Annotated in this window: 12 protein-coding genes and 2 pseudogenes; 8 read left to right on the top strand and 6 right to left on the bottom strand. The window is 67.3% G+C overall.

Annotated elements, in window-relative coordinates:
- Positions 1-172: 172 nt before the first annotated feature.
- From OG210_RS33635 to OG210_RS33615, 5 genes and pseudogenes are all read left to right on the top strand, one after another.
- Positions 173-509, top strand: a pseudogene (locus OG210_RS33635) (Uma2 family endonuclease); the annotation flags it as partial.
- Positions 510-823: 314 nt separating this feature from the next.
- Entirely contained in the window at positions 824-1774 is a 951-nt protein-coding gene (locus OG210_RS33630) for a NucA/NucB deoxyribonuclease domain-containing protein (RefSeq protein WP_331719817.1), read from the top strand.
- Between the two features lie 61 nt (positions 1775-1835).
- Positions 1836-2537, top strand: a complete 702-nt coding sequence (locus OG210_RS33625) for a hypothetical protein (RefSeq protein ID WP_371540747.1) — start codon at positions 1836-1838, stop codon at positions 2535-2537.
- 624 nt (positions 2538-3161) lie between these two features.
- Positions 3162-3683, top strand: a complete 522-nt coding sequence (locus OG210_RS33620) for a hypothetical protein (protein ID WP_331719815.1) — start codon at positions 3162-3164, stop codon at positions 3681-3683.
- A gap of 396 nt (positions 3684-4079) precedes the next feature.
- Positions 4080-4931: a hypothetical protein gene (locus OG210_RS33615; protein ID WP_331719814.1), complete on the top strand. Its 852-nt coding sequence runs from the start codon at positions 4080-4082 to the stop codon at positions 4929-4931.
- Positions 4932-5128: 197 nt separating this feature from the next.
- Here OG210_RS33615 and OG210_RS33610 read toward each other — a convergent pair whose 3' ends face one another.
- The 6 genes and pseudogenes from OG210_RS33610 to dnaE form a co-directional block, all read right to left on the bottom strand.
- Positions 5129-5677 carry a hypothetical protein gene (locus OG210_RS33610; RefSeq protein WP_331719813.1) on the bottom strand — a complete coding sequence of 183 codons (549 nt, stop codon included), beginning with the start codon at positions 5675-5677 and terminating at the stop codon, positions 5129-5131.
- A gap of 347 nt (positions 5678-6024) precedes the next feature.
- Positions 6025-6444 carry a hypothetical protein gene (locus OG210_RS33605; protein WP_328380642.1) on the bottom strand — a complete coding sequence of 140 codons (420 nt, stop codon included), beginning with the start codon at positions 6442-6444 and terminating at the stop codon, positions 6025-6027.
- Between the two features lie 315 nt (positions 6445-6759).
- Positions 6760-7734, bottom strand: coding sequence for a hypothetical protein (locus OG210_RS33600; protein WP_328380640.1), 975 nt, complete (start codon positions 7732-7734; stop codon positions 6760-6762).
- 153 nt (positions 7735-7887) lie between these two features.
- Positions 7888-8250, bottom strand: a pseudogene (locus tag OG210_RS33595) (IS21 family transposase); the annotation flags it as partial.
- A 404-nt stretch (positions 8251-8654) separates the two neighbouring features.
- Positions 8655-9878 (bottom strand): hypothetical protein, encoded by a 1224-nt coding sequence (locus tag OG210_RS33590; protein ID WP_331719812.1) that lies wholly within the window; start codon positions 9876-9878, stop codon positions 8655-8657.
- A gap of 234 nt (positions 9879-10112) precedes the next feature.
- Positions 10113-13658, bottom strand: coding sequence for a DNA polymerase III subunit alpha (dnaE, locus tag OG210_RS33585; RefSeq protein WP_371540741.1), 3546 nt, complete (start codon positions 13656-13658; stop codon positions 10113-10115).
- A gap of 465 nt (positions 13659-14123) precedes the next feature.
- Between dnaE and OG210_RS33580 the strand changes: the two genes are divergently transcribed.
- From OG210_RS33580 to OG210_RS33570, 3 genes are all read left to right on the top strand, one after another.
- Positions 14124-14528 (top strand): hypothetical protein, encoded by a 405-nt coding sequence (locus OG210_RS33580; protein ID WP_331719811.1) that lies wholly within the window; start codon positions 14124-14126, stop codon positions 14526-14528.
- A gap of 214 nt (positions 14529-14742) precedes the next feature.
- On the top strand, positions 14743-15282 hold the full coding sequence (locus OG210_RS33575) for a hypothetical protein (RefSeq protein WP_331719810.1): 540 nt from the start codon (positions 14743-14745) through the stop codon (positions 15280-15282).
- A 143-nt stretch (positions 15283-15425) separates the two neighbouring features.
- Entirely contained in the window at positions 15426-15776 is a 351-nt protein-coding gene (locus OG210_RS33570; RefSeq protein ID WP_331719809.1) for a transposase, read from the top strand.
- Positions 15777-15912: the final 136 nt, after the last annotated feature.

The raw sequence follows: 15912 nt of genomic DNA, 5'->3' as shown, positions 1-15912 counted from the left end.
TCTCCTTACAGGGCGATGCAATGCCCGGCCCAGTCTGGCAGCCACCCCATGCCACACCCCGCCGCCATGCCGCCAGCAGCGCACCGGCATCACGCAACCAATCGATCGGCCACGGTGCCACCTCCGAACCCAAAGTCGAGGACGTGGAGTTCCTGGCCGAGGATGATCACTGTCGTCGAACTGGTACGTGCCCGATATCGCCGTCGTTCCTGAGGAACTTGCCAGGGGCGGCGGGGCGCTGCTCCCCGATCAGACTTTCCTCGTCGTGGAAGTGACGTCGGAGTCGAACGCTGAATCCGACCGGATCGTGAAGCGGCGCCGGTATGCCGAGTACCGGGCCCCGCTCTACCTCCTCGTCGACCGGATCGAGGGCAGCATCACCCTGTTCTCCGAGCCCGGACACCTGGGCTACACCCGCGTTGACCCGCCCGCACCCGTTCGGTGCGATGGTACGACTGCCGGACCCGTTCAACCTGGACCTGGACACCAGCGGCCTATCGCCGGCCTGAGTTTGAGCCGGTAGCTATACAACGGAAATGAAGATCGATCCAAGTCTCGCGATCCGGGTGCTCTCCCATTCGGGAGCGGTGAGTGCGTTCTGCTGCAGGTGAGGGGAATCGGCCATTCCCGTGCGGTATTTCGTCGTTTGGGTGGGATGGGCAGGGTGTGGTGGAGTGATCGGCCGTAGTTTCGTCGCGCTGTCGTCATGACGGGTGCACAGGGTGCCTGAGTGGTACGACGGCGAGGGGGAAGTACTTTGTTGTTCGGACGAATGCGTACGGCTGTGACCGCTGCCGTGGCGCTGACTGTTGCGGGTACGTGTATGGGGGCAGCTCAGGCCGACCCGGCCCACAATGAGCTGAAGGTGACGCAGAGCCCGGCGGCCATGGCTGCCAGTGCCGGCGCGGCCGCTGGCGCCACCTGCAGGGTCAACGCGGTTGTCTACAACCGGAGCGTGGCGTGCCAGACATCTCAGGCGAGCGTCCAGGTGCTGCGTAACGGCAAGGAGGTCGGGCGGGCCACGTTCACGATCAGCCACGAGATGACGCTCAACAAGAAGTCGCTGAAGTGGTCGGAGACCACACGCGTCAGCAAGGCGGCGATCGCCGGTAGTGCCAGCGGTATCCGTATGGCGACATCGGTCTCCTGCGGCAGCCCGTGCAAGGCGACCAGCCACGTCTCCAGTCACACGCTGGGGTCTGCCTTCTCCGGCAAGGTCGACTACAGCGACGGGGTCAAGAAGAACAAGATCCACAGCAGCGCGGCCAAGTACACCTTCACGTTCAGCAAGCCCGGCTACACCCTGGGAAGTTTCTCGTATTCCTCACTGGGCTTCCGCTGCGACGACTCCTTCTGGAACGCGGCCAATACCCGCCGCATCCTGAGCCCCGGCTGCGTCTTCCCGAAGTACAAACCCACTCTGACGACCATGAGTACCCTGCCCGACATCGCGAAGAACATCCGCCGGATCCAGGGCAAGGGCGGGCACTACGGCAAGCCCGGCTCCGGGCACCCGCTGCGCCGACTCACCAGCGACGCGAAGGCGAACGCGAACCGGCGGGCTGTCTGCGGAAAGGTGAAGCCTGTACCCGGCAAGTCCTGCGATGAGTATCCGTTCGCCAGGACCTACGAAGGCGGCACGGCGCTGCCGGCAGCCAGCCGTGGTATTGCCATGGTCCCGGCCACGGAACAGGACAAGCAGGGGGGCCGGATCATCGGCTTCTACAAGCAGGAGCGCGTCATGGACAAGGATGGCTTCTGGGTCGCGGTCTGACGCGACGCGAGTGCTACATGCTGCGGTCCCACTCACCGGTTCGGGTGTGTGGGACCGCAGCATGGTGTCCGAGGTGGAGGATCGGGGAGTGATGGCGGTTCAGGGGCCAGGCCGAGTGCGGGTTTCGCATCATCAGTACGTCATGTTCGACACGGATGCCGAGGCGCCGGATCAGGACATCGACGACAGGCTCGAAGGTAACGGGTTGGTCCGTGTCAATGACGAATCGACCTACGCCTCGGTCCTGACCGGTACTTCCTATGGCGACGTCGATGTCGTTTTCGACGTGACCGGCGTCGAGCCGCCATTGAACTGCGAAGGCTGGGACGAGGTCGTCGAGGTCAGTCTGTACTTCCCAGCCGAGGGCCCCCTGGTGGGCGATCCCCTCTCCGACGACCTGGACGAGGTGCCCCTCCTCGGAGATCCGGAGGAGCACCAGTGGTGGAGGTTCCGGATCCACGCACGCGGCCGGGACGCGGCAGCCGCCGCCGGCGATATCTACGCGGATGAGGGCGACACGGTCCTGGAAGAGCAACTCGTCCAGATTTGGGCCGCCCCGAGGACAGCCGAGATCCGGCACCGGCTCACCGACCAGGCCGGCCGTCGAAGTCGTACGGCCGACACCGATAGGTACGCCGAGACAAAAGCCGCGGAGACGGACCACGCGGCGCTGCCGCCCACCCCGGACCAGTACAAGCACCTCACCCCGCAGTACACCGAACTGAACGCTGACACCCCGGACGGCACCGACAGTCCCGCGTAGCCCCGACACCCGGCCGTATCCGTCCCGCGATCCCGGGGTGCCGGCGGTCGCCCCAGACACCCGCCGCCCGTTCCAGGCATCATGTGCCCGGCGCGAACGTCCGCTCCCTACACGTCCTGGCGCCCGCGCACACGAAGGCCGGCCCGGCCGTGTCGGTTGCCGCGGCTCCACAACCGGCCGCGCCCGCCGTGCCGGCGCAGCGCCGGACTCCGCCGGACGGATATCGCGGTGCGATCGAGGCGCACGGCCAGGCCGTGCCGCCGCGACGGATGGCCCCGGGCATCGCGGAGGCAGTGGAGCGGCAGAACAGGGCGATGCGCGAGCTCAGCTGCAGGGCCTTCCCCGGGCCGCCCGCAGTGCCGGATGATGCACCGGCTCCGATGGGCCATGCCCGCGTCCAGCGTCGCCGCCAGGTTGCGGCGACCGAGGCTGCCGCGCTGCGCCGGGCCCGAGCCGAGAAGGCCGGCCATCAAGGAGGGGCGTGCTCGAACTCGGCGATGGAGCCGAGGGGACGTTCACACTGAAGCCCGCGGTTCTCGCTGCGTGCGGGGCTACCCTGCTGATATGCCCACGTGCCCAACTGGCCACCGGTCACTCTCAGATGACTTTTGCGATGAGTGCGGTGTGACGATGCCATCGCCGCCCGAGCCGCAGGTGCCGAAGCAGTCACCTGGGGCCGACGACGGCCCGGATGGCTTCTGCCCGGACTGCGCCACGACGCGAACGGGCCGGTACTGCGAGGCGTGCGGCTTCGACTTCGGCTTCGGCTTCGACTTCGCCAGCCCCGAGCCTGGTTTCGTCTGCCCCCAATTCCAACTCCCCGCGCGTCCTCTTCCCGACCTGGACACCAGCGTCGAGTCCGCCCGGGCAGCCGTCCAGCGCTCTTCCGAGCCGGCGATCTTTGACGAACTGATCACGGGAGGCACGGTGGCAGCCAGCTTCACGGCGGCCGCGGCCATCGCGAAGGCGCAGATCGAGGCCACTACTCAGCGGAGAAGGAACGCACTGGACGCGGAGACCAAGCGCCTGGAGATCGAGTCTCAGGAGCGCCAGGGCACCTTGCAGCAGCGCGAGGAGACCAAGCGGGCACGGATCACGGCTCGAAGCCAGGTGCAGCATCCGGCTCCCGAAGAGGGAGCCGGATGACCACAGGGCGACCCCGTACAGGAAAGAGCGCGGCTGGCACCGACCGTCCGCGTCGGCTCGATCCGCCGATCGGCAGGAAGGGCCGGGGGCAGGGCCGGCTCCTCGGGGCGCGCGAGCTCCTCGGGGGTGGGCACGTGCCGGGTGACGCACGGCTGGCCGCTGAAGTCGACGGTGATCGTGTGCCGCAGCACGTCGGCGTCGTAGCAGACGTGCTCGATCTCCAGGCAGGCCCGGTCAGTAGAGATCCCGAAGTCGCGGGCCTCCATGTCGCTCTGACCCGCAGCAACTCCGCCGCCTGTGCGCCTCACACGGTATTCCAGCAGGTAGACACATTGCAGGGTTGCACGGGAGAGCGATCCGTCACGAGGTAACAGCCCTGCCGGTACGGTCCATGCCATGGGCTTGGAGAAGGTGTCGTACGGGTGGTTGGCACGAGCCACGCTGACGGTGATGGCATGCGGGGTAGCGGCCGTGCGCTGGCAGCATCCGCCCGCTGTCGGCGGCGTCGTGGCGGCCGCGGTCATTACCGCCGCGATCTGGTGGTTCCTGACCGGCTTGTCTCTGAGCAATGCGATCTGGTCCGGCCTGGTGAGCCAAGACATGACCTGGCACGCCCGCCTGCGCCCCGACGGCCCGGTGCACAGGGGCGGCCCGATCGACCCGGACACTGAGTTCATGGTCGGACAGATGCGCCAAGTCGAGGACCGGGTGCAGGACTTCATCCGCGCATCAGACCTGGAGCACGTCTCGCTGGCCGTGACCGGCGGCCGGATCGGCCTGTGGCACGAAGCGGCATCGACCCGCTCCGGACGCAGCGGTCATGTCGACCTGGGGTACTTCTGGCTGTTTCCCGACCGCAGCAACGTCCTGCCCTACATCCTGGAGCACGAGCTTGCGCACCTTCGCCGCAATGATGCACGGGCCCGCCTGGGCACCACGACGCTCCGCGCCGCCCTGATCGTGCTGTGCGCCGGGCTCCTGCCGCTAGCCCAGGCCCTCCTCGTTCTGGCCGTCCTCACCGCCGTCGGCATCGGCTACCAGTGGTGGACTGAGCTGGCCTGTGACCGCGAGGCCGCACGCCACTGCGGCCGCCGCGTCGCGGTCGCGGCCTGGAAGCAGGACCTGGCCGATACCCGCCAAATTCCTCTGGTGCGACGGCTGTGGGCCGCGTTTCTGGCGTTGCGCAGCCACCCGCCGATGCTGCTGCGGGTGTGGTGGGCTCGTCTCGCCCCGTCCGGGAGCGCGTGACGCCTCCGTCGGGTGCTGCCCAACCGGCTGACGTCGGGGCGGTCCCCCGGGCATGATGCGGTCGTCCTCCACCTCGACCGATCCCGCAGGCTTCTGTGTTTCCCGGCCCGCCCGGGGTCAGCGCCGGCATGGTGTGCGGGGAAGATCCCGTGCTGCGGCCGTGGCTCCCGGCGCAGCACACGGCACGGTCGGGAGGGTCAGGAATGCAGGATGAGCTCGGGCATAGAGGATGCGGCGGTGCTCGGCCACATCACCGCGTCGGGGACTCGGCTGTGACCGGCGTGGCCATGTTCTGCCTGGTGGGCCGTATGGACGCGGCCCAGGAGCGCTGTCAGGGCGGGGGGCTCGAAGGTCGCCCTGTGGCCTTCGGCGAGCTCGTGGATCAGGGCGCTGAGCCCGGCACATCCGAAAGTTCGGTGGGCGTAGTCGGTCGCGGCGAGTACCAGGGCCTGGCAGGCGGTCATGTTGGCGGCTGCCACGGTGCTCAGGGCGCTGCGGGTGAGGTCGTTGTCATCAATGGTGAGTCGGCCGCAGTCGCAGAACCCCATGCGCTTGGCCAGGGCGAGGGACTCCCCCTGGGGGAGGAGGTCGGAGATCGCGTCGACAGCCACAAAGCCGAAGTCGATAGCGACCTGGTAGGCGTGATGGCACATGGCCGGGTCGGCGGCGAACTCGCCGGTCAGCGGGGCGTGGGGGCGGTTGACGACTGGTGGCCGCGGTGAATGGCGGCGGCGTGAGGACGGCATGCAGCGTTCAACAGATCCTTGCGCGGGCGGTCACCGCTGCCTCACCCGCTTGGCGTACACGCGTATCTCGTCAACACGACACCCAACACGCCTCGGCCGGAGGCGGCCGGCGGCCGTGCAGGGCGTCCATGCCTTCATCCTCGCCCTGGAACGTCCCAGAGCGGACCCAGCTCCTTCACCTGACAGCGTGCGGTGCGGGCGCCCAAGTAATGGGTCACGGCCCCAGAAACAGCTGTGACTGACTGGGCGCTGGTCACCAATGGGTACCGCCGCCCAGGCGCGCCCGAGCCCAGGTCCGGTTGAACGGGACACTGCTTCGATCGCAGGCGACTGCCCGCTGCCGGGACTCAGCGAGGGCGGGGTCCCAGCACTGCCTCCGCGCCAGGGATCAGCCACAAGCTGCTCAGCCGGTCGTCTTGGGTGTCGCTGGGTACGGATGATCGGCGTGCCCGCAGCGGCGGTTGGGCGGCTGTTTGCTGGTTGGTCTTCTGCGCCGGAGGTGTCGTCAGTTGGCCCGCTGCCGGGATCTGCTCACGGGCGATGCGGCGCTGGTAGGTGATTCCCGGGCGGGTGCGGTACCAGCGGTTTCCGTCGTCGAGGTGCAGCCAGCCCTCGTCCGCCAGGCGCTGCACGGCGCCGCTCAGCCACTCGTCCGGCCATGGAGCGTCCGGGTTCTCGTCACAGTGGGCCGCGACCAGGACGCGCAGGCGCGGGCCGTGGCCGTGGCGCTGGACGTGGTGCAGCGCCAGTGTGTGTCCTCGGCGCACCGAGAGCAGGCGAGGGTCCCCACCATTTTGGGAGAAACGCCGCTGCCACTCCGCGTTCAGTTCGTAGACGTCCTGGGCAAGGGGGATGGTTCTGCGGCATCGGCAGCACTTGATACGGCGGTTTGCTGTCCAACTCCTGCAACCAACGGGAAGGCACGTGCGGGAGGAGTGTGCAGGCCGGGACACACCCCGGCGAGCAGTGCTTCCAGGCCTATTGGGAGACGCCGCCGGCCGGACCGCTGCGCTGGCTGTACGGCAGAGGGTCTATGGCCCACCGCCCCCTTGACTGCCGGGGTATCACGCGAGAGGCGCTTCTCACTCAGCCAGGCCAGCGAAGCATTCGGAGCAGATACTTTCCTCGTCCGTAGGCCTGTAGAGCCGCCCGCACTGCATGCAGTCCTGCAGGTCGTCCTGTACTTCAGCGCAGTTGAAGCAGAGGGGGACCGATCCGCCGCTGGTGACTGTCTCGGCTTCCAGGACGAGCGTTGGCGTGTCGCAGTCCGGGCAGTCCACGAGGGTGTCCTCGTAGGGGTCTCCGGGTGCCGGGGAGTAGCCGAAGGCGTTGTCGTACGTGCTGGCCAGCTCTAGCGGGTCTGTCCAGTCGCGGGGACAGAAAAGACAGCTGTTCGTGTCTCCATCGACGATCAAGGCCAACTGCTGGCAGTCAGGACAGGAAACAGTTCGGTCTTCGTGTCCTTTGAGGTCGTTCTCCTTGAGCCGCTCCATGCGGCTGGTGACGTAGCTCGCTATGCGCGTCAATCCGGTCCGGATCTCTTCCAGATCGTCCGCAATGGCGGCCTCGTCGTCGGCGTCGAGGTCGGGCAGGAGGTGCTGGTCCAGGAAGCGGATCAGGAAGTCGAGCACGTCGGCTGCACGTGTGAGTACGGCGTTGGCCTCTTCGGTGATGCCCCAGTGCTGGAGCTGGTTCCGAGTGGTCGCTAGGTCGAGCAGCGTCTTCTTGTCGTCCGCACTGATGTCGAGGCCGACGGCTTCGACGAGGCGACGGACGGTCTCGTTGTTGGTGGCGCTTTCGAACTCACCCTTCTCGAACTTCTTACGGTTCGTCTTCTCGGCCTTTGAGATGACAAGGCTCCAGTGCTCCTCACGCAGGCGGGCCTTGAGAAGCACTTCGGCGGCCGCTTGGAGGTGGAGGACGGCGTACTTGAGGTCACGCTCGCTCGGCTCGCCACTTTCACGGGCGAGTCGGTCGATGACATCGCGCAGGTAGTCGATTCCGTTTGGGACTGGGGGGTAGTGGATGTGTCTCTTTTGCGCGTCAGCGTCAGCCATAGCTGCCTCGTTCTGCTTCTAGTTGCCTGGGTGCTGAGCTCAACATACGCAGCGTAATGAGGCCCGGGTGGGGAGTTCATCGACAACTAGGCTCGTCCGGATTTTGTGCCACTCCAGGAGGTCCTGGAATGCAACGGCCGCCGGGGCGGTCCCAACCTCGATCAGTGCCCGGGTGCCGTCTCGCTCGCCGTGGATCTTGCGGGCCTGTGCCCACCAGGCGTCGTGGACCGGGGTGAATTTGCCTGCGGACCGGGCCTGTTCGAGTGCCGTGGCGCCGGGGAAGGCGCCGGGCTTGCGGATGAGGGCTTCGAGGTAGTGGTCCAGGTCCAGTCGGCAGCTGCCCTTCGCGATCAGCCTCTTGTGCCGGGCGACTTCGACGTTCCGGTCGTTAACCACCAGGTGGGAGGCGTGCAGAACGACGCGTACCCGCTTGCCGATCAGACGGGTCGGGACCGAGTACCGGTTGGTCCGGACGGCGATCTGGCTGTAGCGGTCGACCCGTGGCGTGAACAGCCGGACCGACGAGCTGTGGCAGGCGCGACATCGCGAGCCGGCGACCCGGTCACACCGGCGACGATCCCTTCAGCACTCCGGGGCGGCACCTCCTGTGCTGAAACGGGGGCCAGCCAGCTCCTCCCGGGCGCCGCTGGGCTCACCAGCGTTCCACGACGGGCATCGTGCGTCCTGAATCGCGCTTGGACCGGATGAACTGAAGAGGGCCCATCCAATCGCATAGCGGGGCAGATCAGGACGTGTGTGGGTTCCTGGTCAGGCCCGTGGGGTGGTCCTGGAGGTGAACGGGATCACCGGGCGAACATGACGGCGAGTTGGTCAAACGGGTCGCCCATCTGGATGGACACAGCGCGGCGCCGCACCGGGGTCTACACGATGGGAAGGGCATGCCAGCGGCAGCCTGTAGATCACGCCTCGTGCTTCCTGCGGCACGAGAAGTGCTCGGGCAGTCCTTCGGGACCGGGGAGGCTTGCGGGCTGACCGCAGCCGAAGCGACAGAGGGGGATCGCCCTTCCGGACGCGTCGACCGGCACTCGCGCTGCCTCGGAACCCCGGGGGCGGGACTCGAGGACGATCGAGCGGCTTCCGCGTTTCTGCGTCGGCTTGGGTCGTACATCCGAGGCCGGGCGGTCCTCGGTGCACTTGTCGCGCCGATCACCGTGCCGTACCGCTGCCTGACTCTCTTTCTTATCCGGGCTGGGCCCGTTCGCGTCGAGGTACTTCTGCCACTGCTGCGCGGGGAGCCACCCGTGGTGACCCCCTCGCTGAAACGGGATCCGCTCGCCGGCCGCGGCTTCGACGATGAACCGGGTGAGGGTCAAGCCGCCTTCTCCGGTGAAGGCGCTCGACTGGTGGGCGGGGACGAGGAGGCGGTGCCAGCCTCCGCAGTATCCGGCGTCGGTGGGGTTCTCCGGGTTATAGGGCTTGTCCGGGCACCGGGTAAGCGCACCGCTCTGAGTGCACTGGCCCTCCTCCAAGACGAAGTTGCCATCCCGGATCGCGATCGGGTTCTTCTGCACGCGAATGACGGAGGCCGGCAGGTTAGGGGTGCGGACGTAGGGCACGGTGCCGATGCCTGAGTGGTCAGGGTCGGCGAAGTCCCAGACCGACTGGATACCGCCACGCCGACGAAACCCTTCCCGTGCACGCATTCCGCGGGCGGTCTGGGCGCTCAGCTGCGGTTCGTAGCCCAGGACAATGCCGTTGGCGCCGGTGATGCGCACATCGAGGCGCGCGTTCCCGTCGGGAGTCTGAGACTCAATCTCGGCGGGGAAACCGTGGTCTTCGGAGTCCTTCGCGACGCGTTCCTTTCGGGCGAGGTGCTCGTCGGACTCGTGGCTGATGGGTTTCTCCCCGGGCTTCCGGTAGTGAGAGGCGAGCCACACGTTGTCGCGCTGGACGAGGTACATGGAGACGCGCCGGCCGCGGAGGTCCCGGCAGTCGGGGCAGATGAGGCCTCGCTTGTCGACGGGCACACGGCCGCGCATACGGATGAGGACGTCGAGGAGACCCTGGCCGTGCGGGACGCCTAGGTCTGCCCGGTCCAGGTCGAGGTTCCGGCCGGCCGGTTCGTAGTAGACAGGGTTGCGGTAGAGGTCTTCGTCGCTGTCGATCTGGAGGTCGTCGTCCATTGGTACTCCCCACAGCCGCCACGAGTAGGACTCATAACGGTACGGGGAGGGTCTGACAACGCTCGGGGGTACCGTCACCCAAGGTCACTCCCGACAACTGAGTGCAACCAATCAAGAGTCAGTGGGTGTCGGGGTGGCGGCGGCGGTGACCGTGGTGTGGGTGGGCGGGCACTAGGTGAGGGGAATCATCCATTCCCGACGGGCCGCGACCCGAAGACGGTGCCCGGGCTTCCTCTAGGCGACGCCCATCCATACGCCGGGGCCGAAGGTGCCCTTGATGTCGGAGGCGACGGACGTCGGGTCGACTTCGAAGCCCAGTTCGTAGACGACGGTTTTCTGCGGGGCGCGGATCTGCAGGCGTACAGGGCTTTCGCCCTTGTGTGCGGACAGGATGCTCTTGAGTTTCCTGACGGTGGGCTCGTTCACCTTGTGGGAGAGGAACGACAGCTGGACGGGGGGCCGGCCGCCGTGTTCGGCGGAGGACACGTCCAGGACCTGGAGCTCCTGGCCGAAGATGCTGACCGCCCCGTCCCTGTCGTTGAGCCTGCCCTCGACGGAGACCACGCTGTCCTCGATCAGTGCGTGCTGGACGAGGTTGTAGGAGGCGGGAAAGTACAGGACTTCCATCTCACCGTCTCGGTCGGCGAGGGTGACGATCGCCCACGGGCTGCTCTGTTTGGTCATGCGGCGGTCGACACCGGTGATCAGGCCGGACAGGCGCACGACGCCTTCGGTGCGCCCGGATCCCAGGAGTTCGCTGATCGTGGTGTCGCGGTGTCGGGAGAGGATGTGCTCGGTGCCGTCCAGGGGGTGTGCGGAGACGTACAGGCCGAGCATCTCGCGCTCGCTGGCCAGGAGCTGTTTCCTGGGCCATTCACCTTCCGCGACGGGGAAGTCCAGCCCGAGCACCGGCTCTTCGCTGTTGCCTGCGCCGAGGTCGGCGAAGAGGTCGTCCTGGCCGAAGGCGGCTGCTTTCTTGACCGGGATGACGGAGGCAATGGCGGGTTCGTGGATCGCGCACAGGCCCTTGCGGGAGTGGTGGAGCGAGTCGAAGGACCCGGCCTTGATGAGGGACTCGACGGCGCGTTTGTTCAGTGCCGGCAGGTCCGCCTTGTCGAGGAAGTCGGCGAAGGAGACGAATTTGCCTTTGGCCTTGCGGCTGGCGACGAGGGACTCAATGACGTTATCGCCGACGTTGCGGACCGAGCGCAGGCCGAAGCGGACGTCGTCGCCGATGGCGGTGAAGTTCGCGACGGACTCGTTGATGTCCGGCTGCAGGACCTGGACGCCGAGCTTGCGGGCGTCGGCCAGGTAGATCGCGGCCTTGTCCTTGTCGTCGCCGACGGAGGTCAGGAGGGCGGCCATGTACTCGGCCGGGTAGTTGGCCTTGAGATAGGCGGTCCAGTAGGAGACGAGCCCGTATCCGGCGGTGTGGGACTTGTTGAACGCGTATCCCGAGAAGGGAAGCATGACGTCCCACAGGGCCTTGATGGACTCTTCGGAGTATTGGTTTCCCTGCATGCCGGCATGGAATTTGTCCCATTCGGCGGCCAGCACCTCGGGCTTCTTCTTGCCCATCGCCCGGCGCAGCAGGTCGGCGCCGCCCAGGGTGTATCCGGCGAGTTCCCGGGCGATGGCCATGATCTGCTCTTGGTAGACGAGCAGGTGGAAGGTGTTGCCGAGGATCGGTTCGAGGGCGTCCTTGAGTTCGGGGTGGATCGGGGCGATTTCCTGGCGGCCGGTTTTGCGGTGCGCGTAGTTGGTGTGGGCGTTGGCTGCCATGGGGCCGGGGCGGTAGAGGGCGAGGGCGGCTGCGATGTCTTCGAAGCGGGAGGGTTCCATGAGCTTGAGGAGGGTGCGCATGCCGCCGCCGTCGAGCTGGAAGACGCCGAAGGTGTCGCCGCGGGCCAGGAGATCGAAGGTGGTTTTGTCGTCCAGGGGGATGGCCTGGGAGCCGTCGAGGGGAACGGTGTCGGTCGTCAGGTTGACCCCGCGGTTCTCGCGGATGTTCTGGATCGCGTGATCGATGACGCCCAGGTTCCTCAGGCCCAGGAAGTCCATCTTGACCAGCCCCATGTCCTCACACGAGGGGTAGTCGAAGCCGGTGATCTTCACGCCGTCCTTGGCGCGCATGTGGAGCGGGATCCGGTCGGTGAGCCGTGTCTTGGAGAGGATGACGGCGGCCGCGTGGACGCCGGTGCCCCGGATCAGGCCCTCGACGCCTTTGGCGCCGTCGACGACCTTCTTGACGTCCGGTTCGTTCTCGTAGAGGCCGCGGATTTCGCCGGCCTCACCGTTGCGCGGGTGCGAGGAGTCGAAGATCCCGGAGATCGGGATCGACTTGCCCATCACGTCCGGCGGCAGGGCCTTGGTGATCCGCTCGCCGTGCGAGAAGGGGTAGCCGAGGATCCGCGAGGTGTCCTTGATCGCGTTCTTGGCCTTCAGCTTGCCGAAGGTGTTCACCATCGCCGTGAACTCGTCGCCGTACTTCTCGACGACGTAGCGCACCATCGCGTCGCGCTGGCGGTCGTCGAAGTCGAGGTCGACGTCGGGCGGGTTGATGCGCTCGGGATTCAGGAACCGCTCGAAGAGCAGGCCATGCTCCAGGGGGCACAGCTCGGTGATGCGGGTGGCGTAGGCGACGATTGAGCCGGTCGCCGATCCACGGCCGGGACCGACGGGGATCTTGTTGTTCCGGGCGTGCTGGACGATGTCCGCGACGACGAGGAAGTAGGAGGAGAAGCCCATCGGGCCGATGACCGTCATCTCGGTCTCGAACCGTTCCATGACCTGGTCAGGGATCGGGGAGCCGTAGCGCATCTCCAAGCCCTTGAGGACGTCCTTGCGCAGCCACGACTCCTGGGTCTCGCCCTCGGGGACGTCCGGGAACTGCGGCATCTCGTCTTCGGGGGCGAAGACCTCTTCGTAGGACTCGATGCGCTCCGCGATGAGCAGGGTGTTGTCGCAGGCTTCGGGCAGCTCGGAGAACAGGTTGCGCATCTCGGCCGCGGTCTTGAGGTAGTAGCCGCTGCCGCTGAACCGGAACCGGTCCGGGTCGTCCTTGTTCTTGCCGACCCCGATGCACAGGAGGTTGTCGTGCGCGTCCGCGTGCTCCTCCAGGACGTAGTGGGCGTCGTTGGTGGCCAGCAGCGGGATGTCCAGGTCCTTCGCCAGGCGCAGCAGGTCGGTGCGGACGTTGCGCTCCAGGTCCAGGCCGTGGTCCATCAGTTCCAGGAAGTAGTTCTCCTTGCCGAGGATGTCCTGGTACTCGGAGGCGACTTTGCGGGCCTCGTCGTACTGGTTCAGGCGCAGCCGGGTCTGGATCGCACCCGAGGGGCAGCCGGTCGTCGCGATGATTCCCTCGGCGTGCTCGGAGATCAGCTCCATGTCCATCCGCGGCTTCCCGGACGGGAACTGGCCCGTGTAGGAGGCCTCGGTCGACATGTAGAACAGGTTCCGCAGACCCTGGACGTTCTGCGCCCACATCGTCATGTGGGTGAAGCGGCCGCCGCCCGAGACGTCCTTTGACCCTTCGCCGTCGTCCGACATGGCCCGCACACCACCGGGCCCCCAGAACTCCTGCTTCCGGGAGCGCCGGGACGAGGGGGCGACGTACGCCTCGATCCCGATGATCGGCTTCACGCCCGGATGCTTCTTCGCCACCTGCTGGAACTCGTAGGCCCCGAACATGTTGCCGTGATCGCTCATCGCGATCGCAGGCATGCTCTGCCGCGCGACCTCCTCGAACATCGGACCCAGCCGCTGGGCCCCGTCGAGCATCGAATATTCCGTGTGATTGTGCAGGTGAACAAAGCTGTCAGCCACCGGGCAGGCACCTCCGGGCAGGTCGTGGGAAGCCCCCACCCTAGTCCTCGGACCCCATCCGAAACGCCGGTCTCCTCCCGCCCCTCGACGGACAGAAACATCCCTGATTCCGTGACCACGGACTATCACGGAAAGTCTCCGACCAGTCCCTGACAGCACCCGCCATGTGCCCCGCCCCGCCGCCCGCAGCCGCGCCACGGGGAGCGAGCGGAACCATGAAATCCCGTCCCGCTGAGGTTGGTCGGCGCGCGCCGTTGCCTCTCGCCAACCCCTCTTGGCTGTCCTACTCTGCAGCTCATGACCGAAGCCGGAGCCCGCAACCGGGCCGCCGCGTTCCCTGCAGCATGCTTGGCCGCTCCCGCGGTCCCCCCGGCGCGCACACCCAGCCGGCGGCCCGTTCATCCCGGTGCGGAGCATCGAGTGCAGGACATCATCAGCCGTTACCAGGACGGCGAATCTGCCAGAGCGCTGGCCGACGCCCACGGGATGAGTGAGCGCACCGTGTTCCGGATCCTGTGCCGGCACCACATCCCCCGAAGGGGCAGCCACAAAGAACTCCCGCTCAGCAATCAGGAGATCGCCCGGCGCTACCTTGAGGAACGCCAGGAGATCCAGCAGATCGCCCAGGAACTCGGAGTCAGCCGGCACACCATCGCGGCCCGCCTGACCGAAGCCGGTGTGAACCGGGCCGTCGGACAGCGCCCCCTCGACCTTCCCGATGACCTCATCACCGAACGCCGCCGCGCCGGGGAATCCGCACAAAAGATCGCCGAAGACCTGGGTATCTCACACACCACCGTCTTCAAACACTCAAAAGTCCTCTGAGGGCAGGCGCACCGCGCCCGCCACCGCTGCTCCCCCCCCGTTCACACTCACCGCGACGGGCCGGGGGCTGCGGTACCGAGCGCCCGTCCGCCGACGGGCGCTCAGCACCCGCGGGTGGAGAAGTATTTGACGAGTGGGGACCCATTGGACCAGCCGGTCCCTACGATGGGCTCACGGGCTGTACCGGCCTGGCTACTGCCTCGGGGAGGCTGCTGTGACGACTACACCGCTGCACACCGGTGAGAGCCCGGCCCCGCCCTCGTATCCGCCGAAGACCCCGCCGCCGCCGAAGAAGCCCGTGGAGCCGCCGCGCCCGCAGCGTGAACCGGTGCGCTCCTACGGACCGCTCGGCGCGGGGACGGCGGTTGCGGGGCGTGGCCGTCCGGTGGTGACGATGGCGAACCGGCGAGGTGCGAACTGGGCCTTGGAAGCCCAGCCGTGGGCGCCTGCGAAAGCCTGTCGACTGGTTGCCGGGCAGCTGGGGGAGTGGGGCTACCGGCCTGACCGGGCAGCCCTGGACCGGGTGGTGACCGCTCTGATGACCGCCGCGGTCGACGAGGGGCCCAGGATCAGTGTCCACCTCGCCGACCAGGACGAGCACGCCCTGGTCATGGTTCTCTCACACCAGCAGCATCAGGCACCGACCGACGACACGCTGCTCCACGAGCTGGCGGTGCTGGGCGTGGTGTCGTGCGGGGTTGATACGGATCAGGAGCACGGCGGCCGCCGCCGTTGGGCGCTCCTCGCCATGTGACGGGCCTTAAGTCAGCGGCGTACTGGGCGCGCCCTCGCACGGGTGACGATCAAACTCCACCTCGCCGTCGACGCCTCCTCCCACGTCCTGGCCACGGTGATCACCACCGGACAGCGGTCCGACGCCCGGTGTTCTATGAAGTCATGAACCGCATCCGCATGCCCAGACTGGGCGGCGGGCGCCCCCGGGTCCGCCCCGACTACGTTCTCGCGGACCGGACGTACTCCTCCCGCGCGATCCGCGAGTACCTGCGTCGGCGGCAGATCCCGCACACCATCCCGGAGAAGCGTGACCAGGCCGGACACCGGATCCGGCGCGGCAGCGCGGGAGGCCGTCCACCTGGATTCGACCGCGAGACGTACGCGCGCAGGCACAAGGTCGAATGCCGGATCGGCCTCCTCAAGCAGGCCCGGGGCGTCGCGACCCGCTATGACAAGCTCGCCGTCCGCTACGAAGCGACGGTCCAGCTCACCCTCATACGACAGTCCCCGTGACCATGCATTACCCGGATACGGGATCATCACCGCATGGACCGGGTGATAGACCTCGACGAGGCCGCCGCTGCCCTCACGGACCGACGGCCCGTCTGGCAAGCCGCAGGACTCACTTGCGCACCACTGACCTGGCGCG

Origin of the sequence: Streptomyces sp. NBC_00466 (assembly GCF_041433995.1) — a bacterium.
GTDB lineage: Bacteria > Actinomycetota > Actinomycetes > Streptomycetales > Streptomycetaceae > Streptomyces.
The sequence above is the reverse complement of the archived record's forward strand: the minus strand, read 5'-3'. Positions and strand labels throughout refer to the sequence as shown.

What these genes read in the sequence shown, in the direction of transcription:
- OG210_RS33610 (WP_331719813.1), bottom strand. Translation starts at nt 5,677, where the DNA reads ATGCCGTCCTCACGCCGCCGCCATTCACCGCGGCCACCAGTCGTCAAC.
- OG210_RS33600 (WP_328380640.1), bottom strand. Translation starts at nt 7,734, where the DNA reads ATGGCTGACGCTGACGCGCAAAAGAGACACATCCACTACCCCCCAGTC.
- OG210_RS33630 (WP_331719817.1), top strand. Translation starts at nt 824, where the DNA reads ATGGGGGCAGCTCAGGCCGACCCGGCCCACAATGAGCTGAAGGTGACG.
- OG210_RS33570 (WP_331719809.1), top strand. Translation starts at nt 15,426, where the DNA reads ATGAACCGCATCCGCATGCCCAGACTGGGCGGCGGGCGCCCCCGGGTC.
- dnaE (WP_371540741.1), bottom strand. Translation starts at nt 13,658, where the DNA reads ATGCTCGACGGGGCCCAGCGGCTGGGTCCGATGTTCGAGGAGGTCGCG.
- OG210_RS33590 (WP_331719812.1), bottom strand. Translation starts at nt 9,878, where the DNA reads ATGGACGACGACCTCCAGATCGACAGCGACGAAGACCTCTACCGCAAC.
- OG210_RS33615 (WP_331719814.1), top strand. Translation starts at nt 4,080, where the DNA reads ATGGGCTTGGAGAAGGTGTCGTACGGGTGGTTGGCACGAGCCACGCTG.
- OG210_RS33625 (WP_371540747.1), top strand. Translation starts at nt 1,836, where the DNA reads ATGGTGTCCGAGGTGGAGGATCGGGGAGTGATGGCGGTTCAGGGGCCA.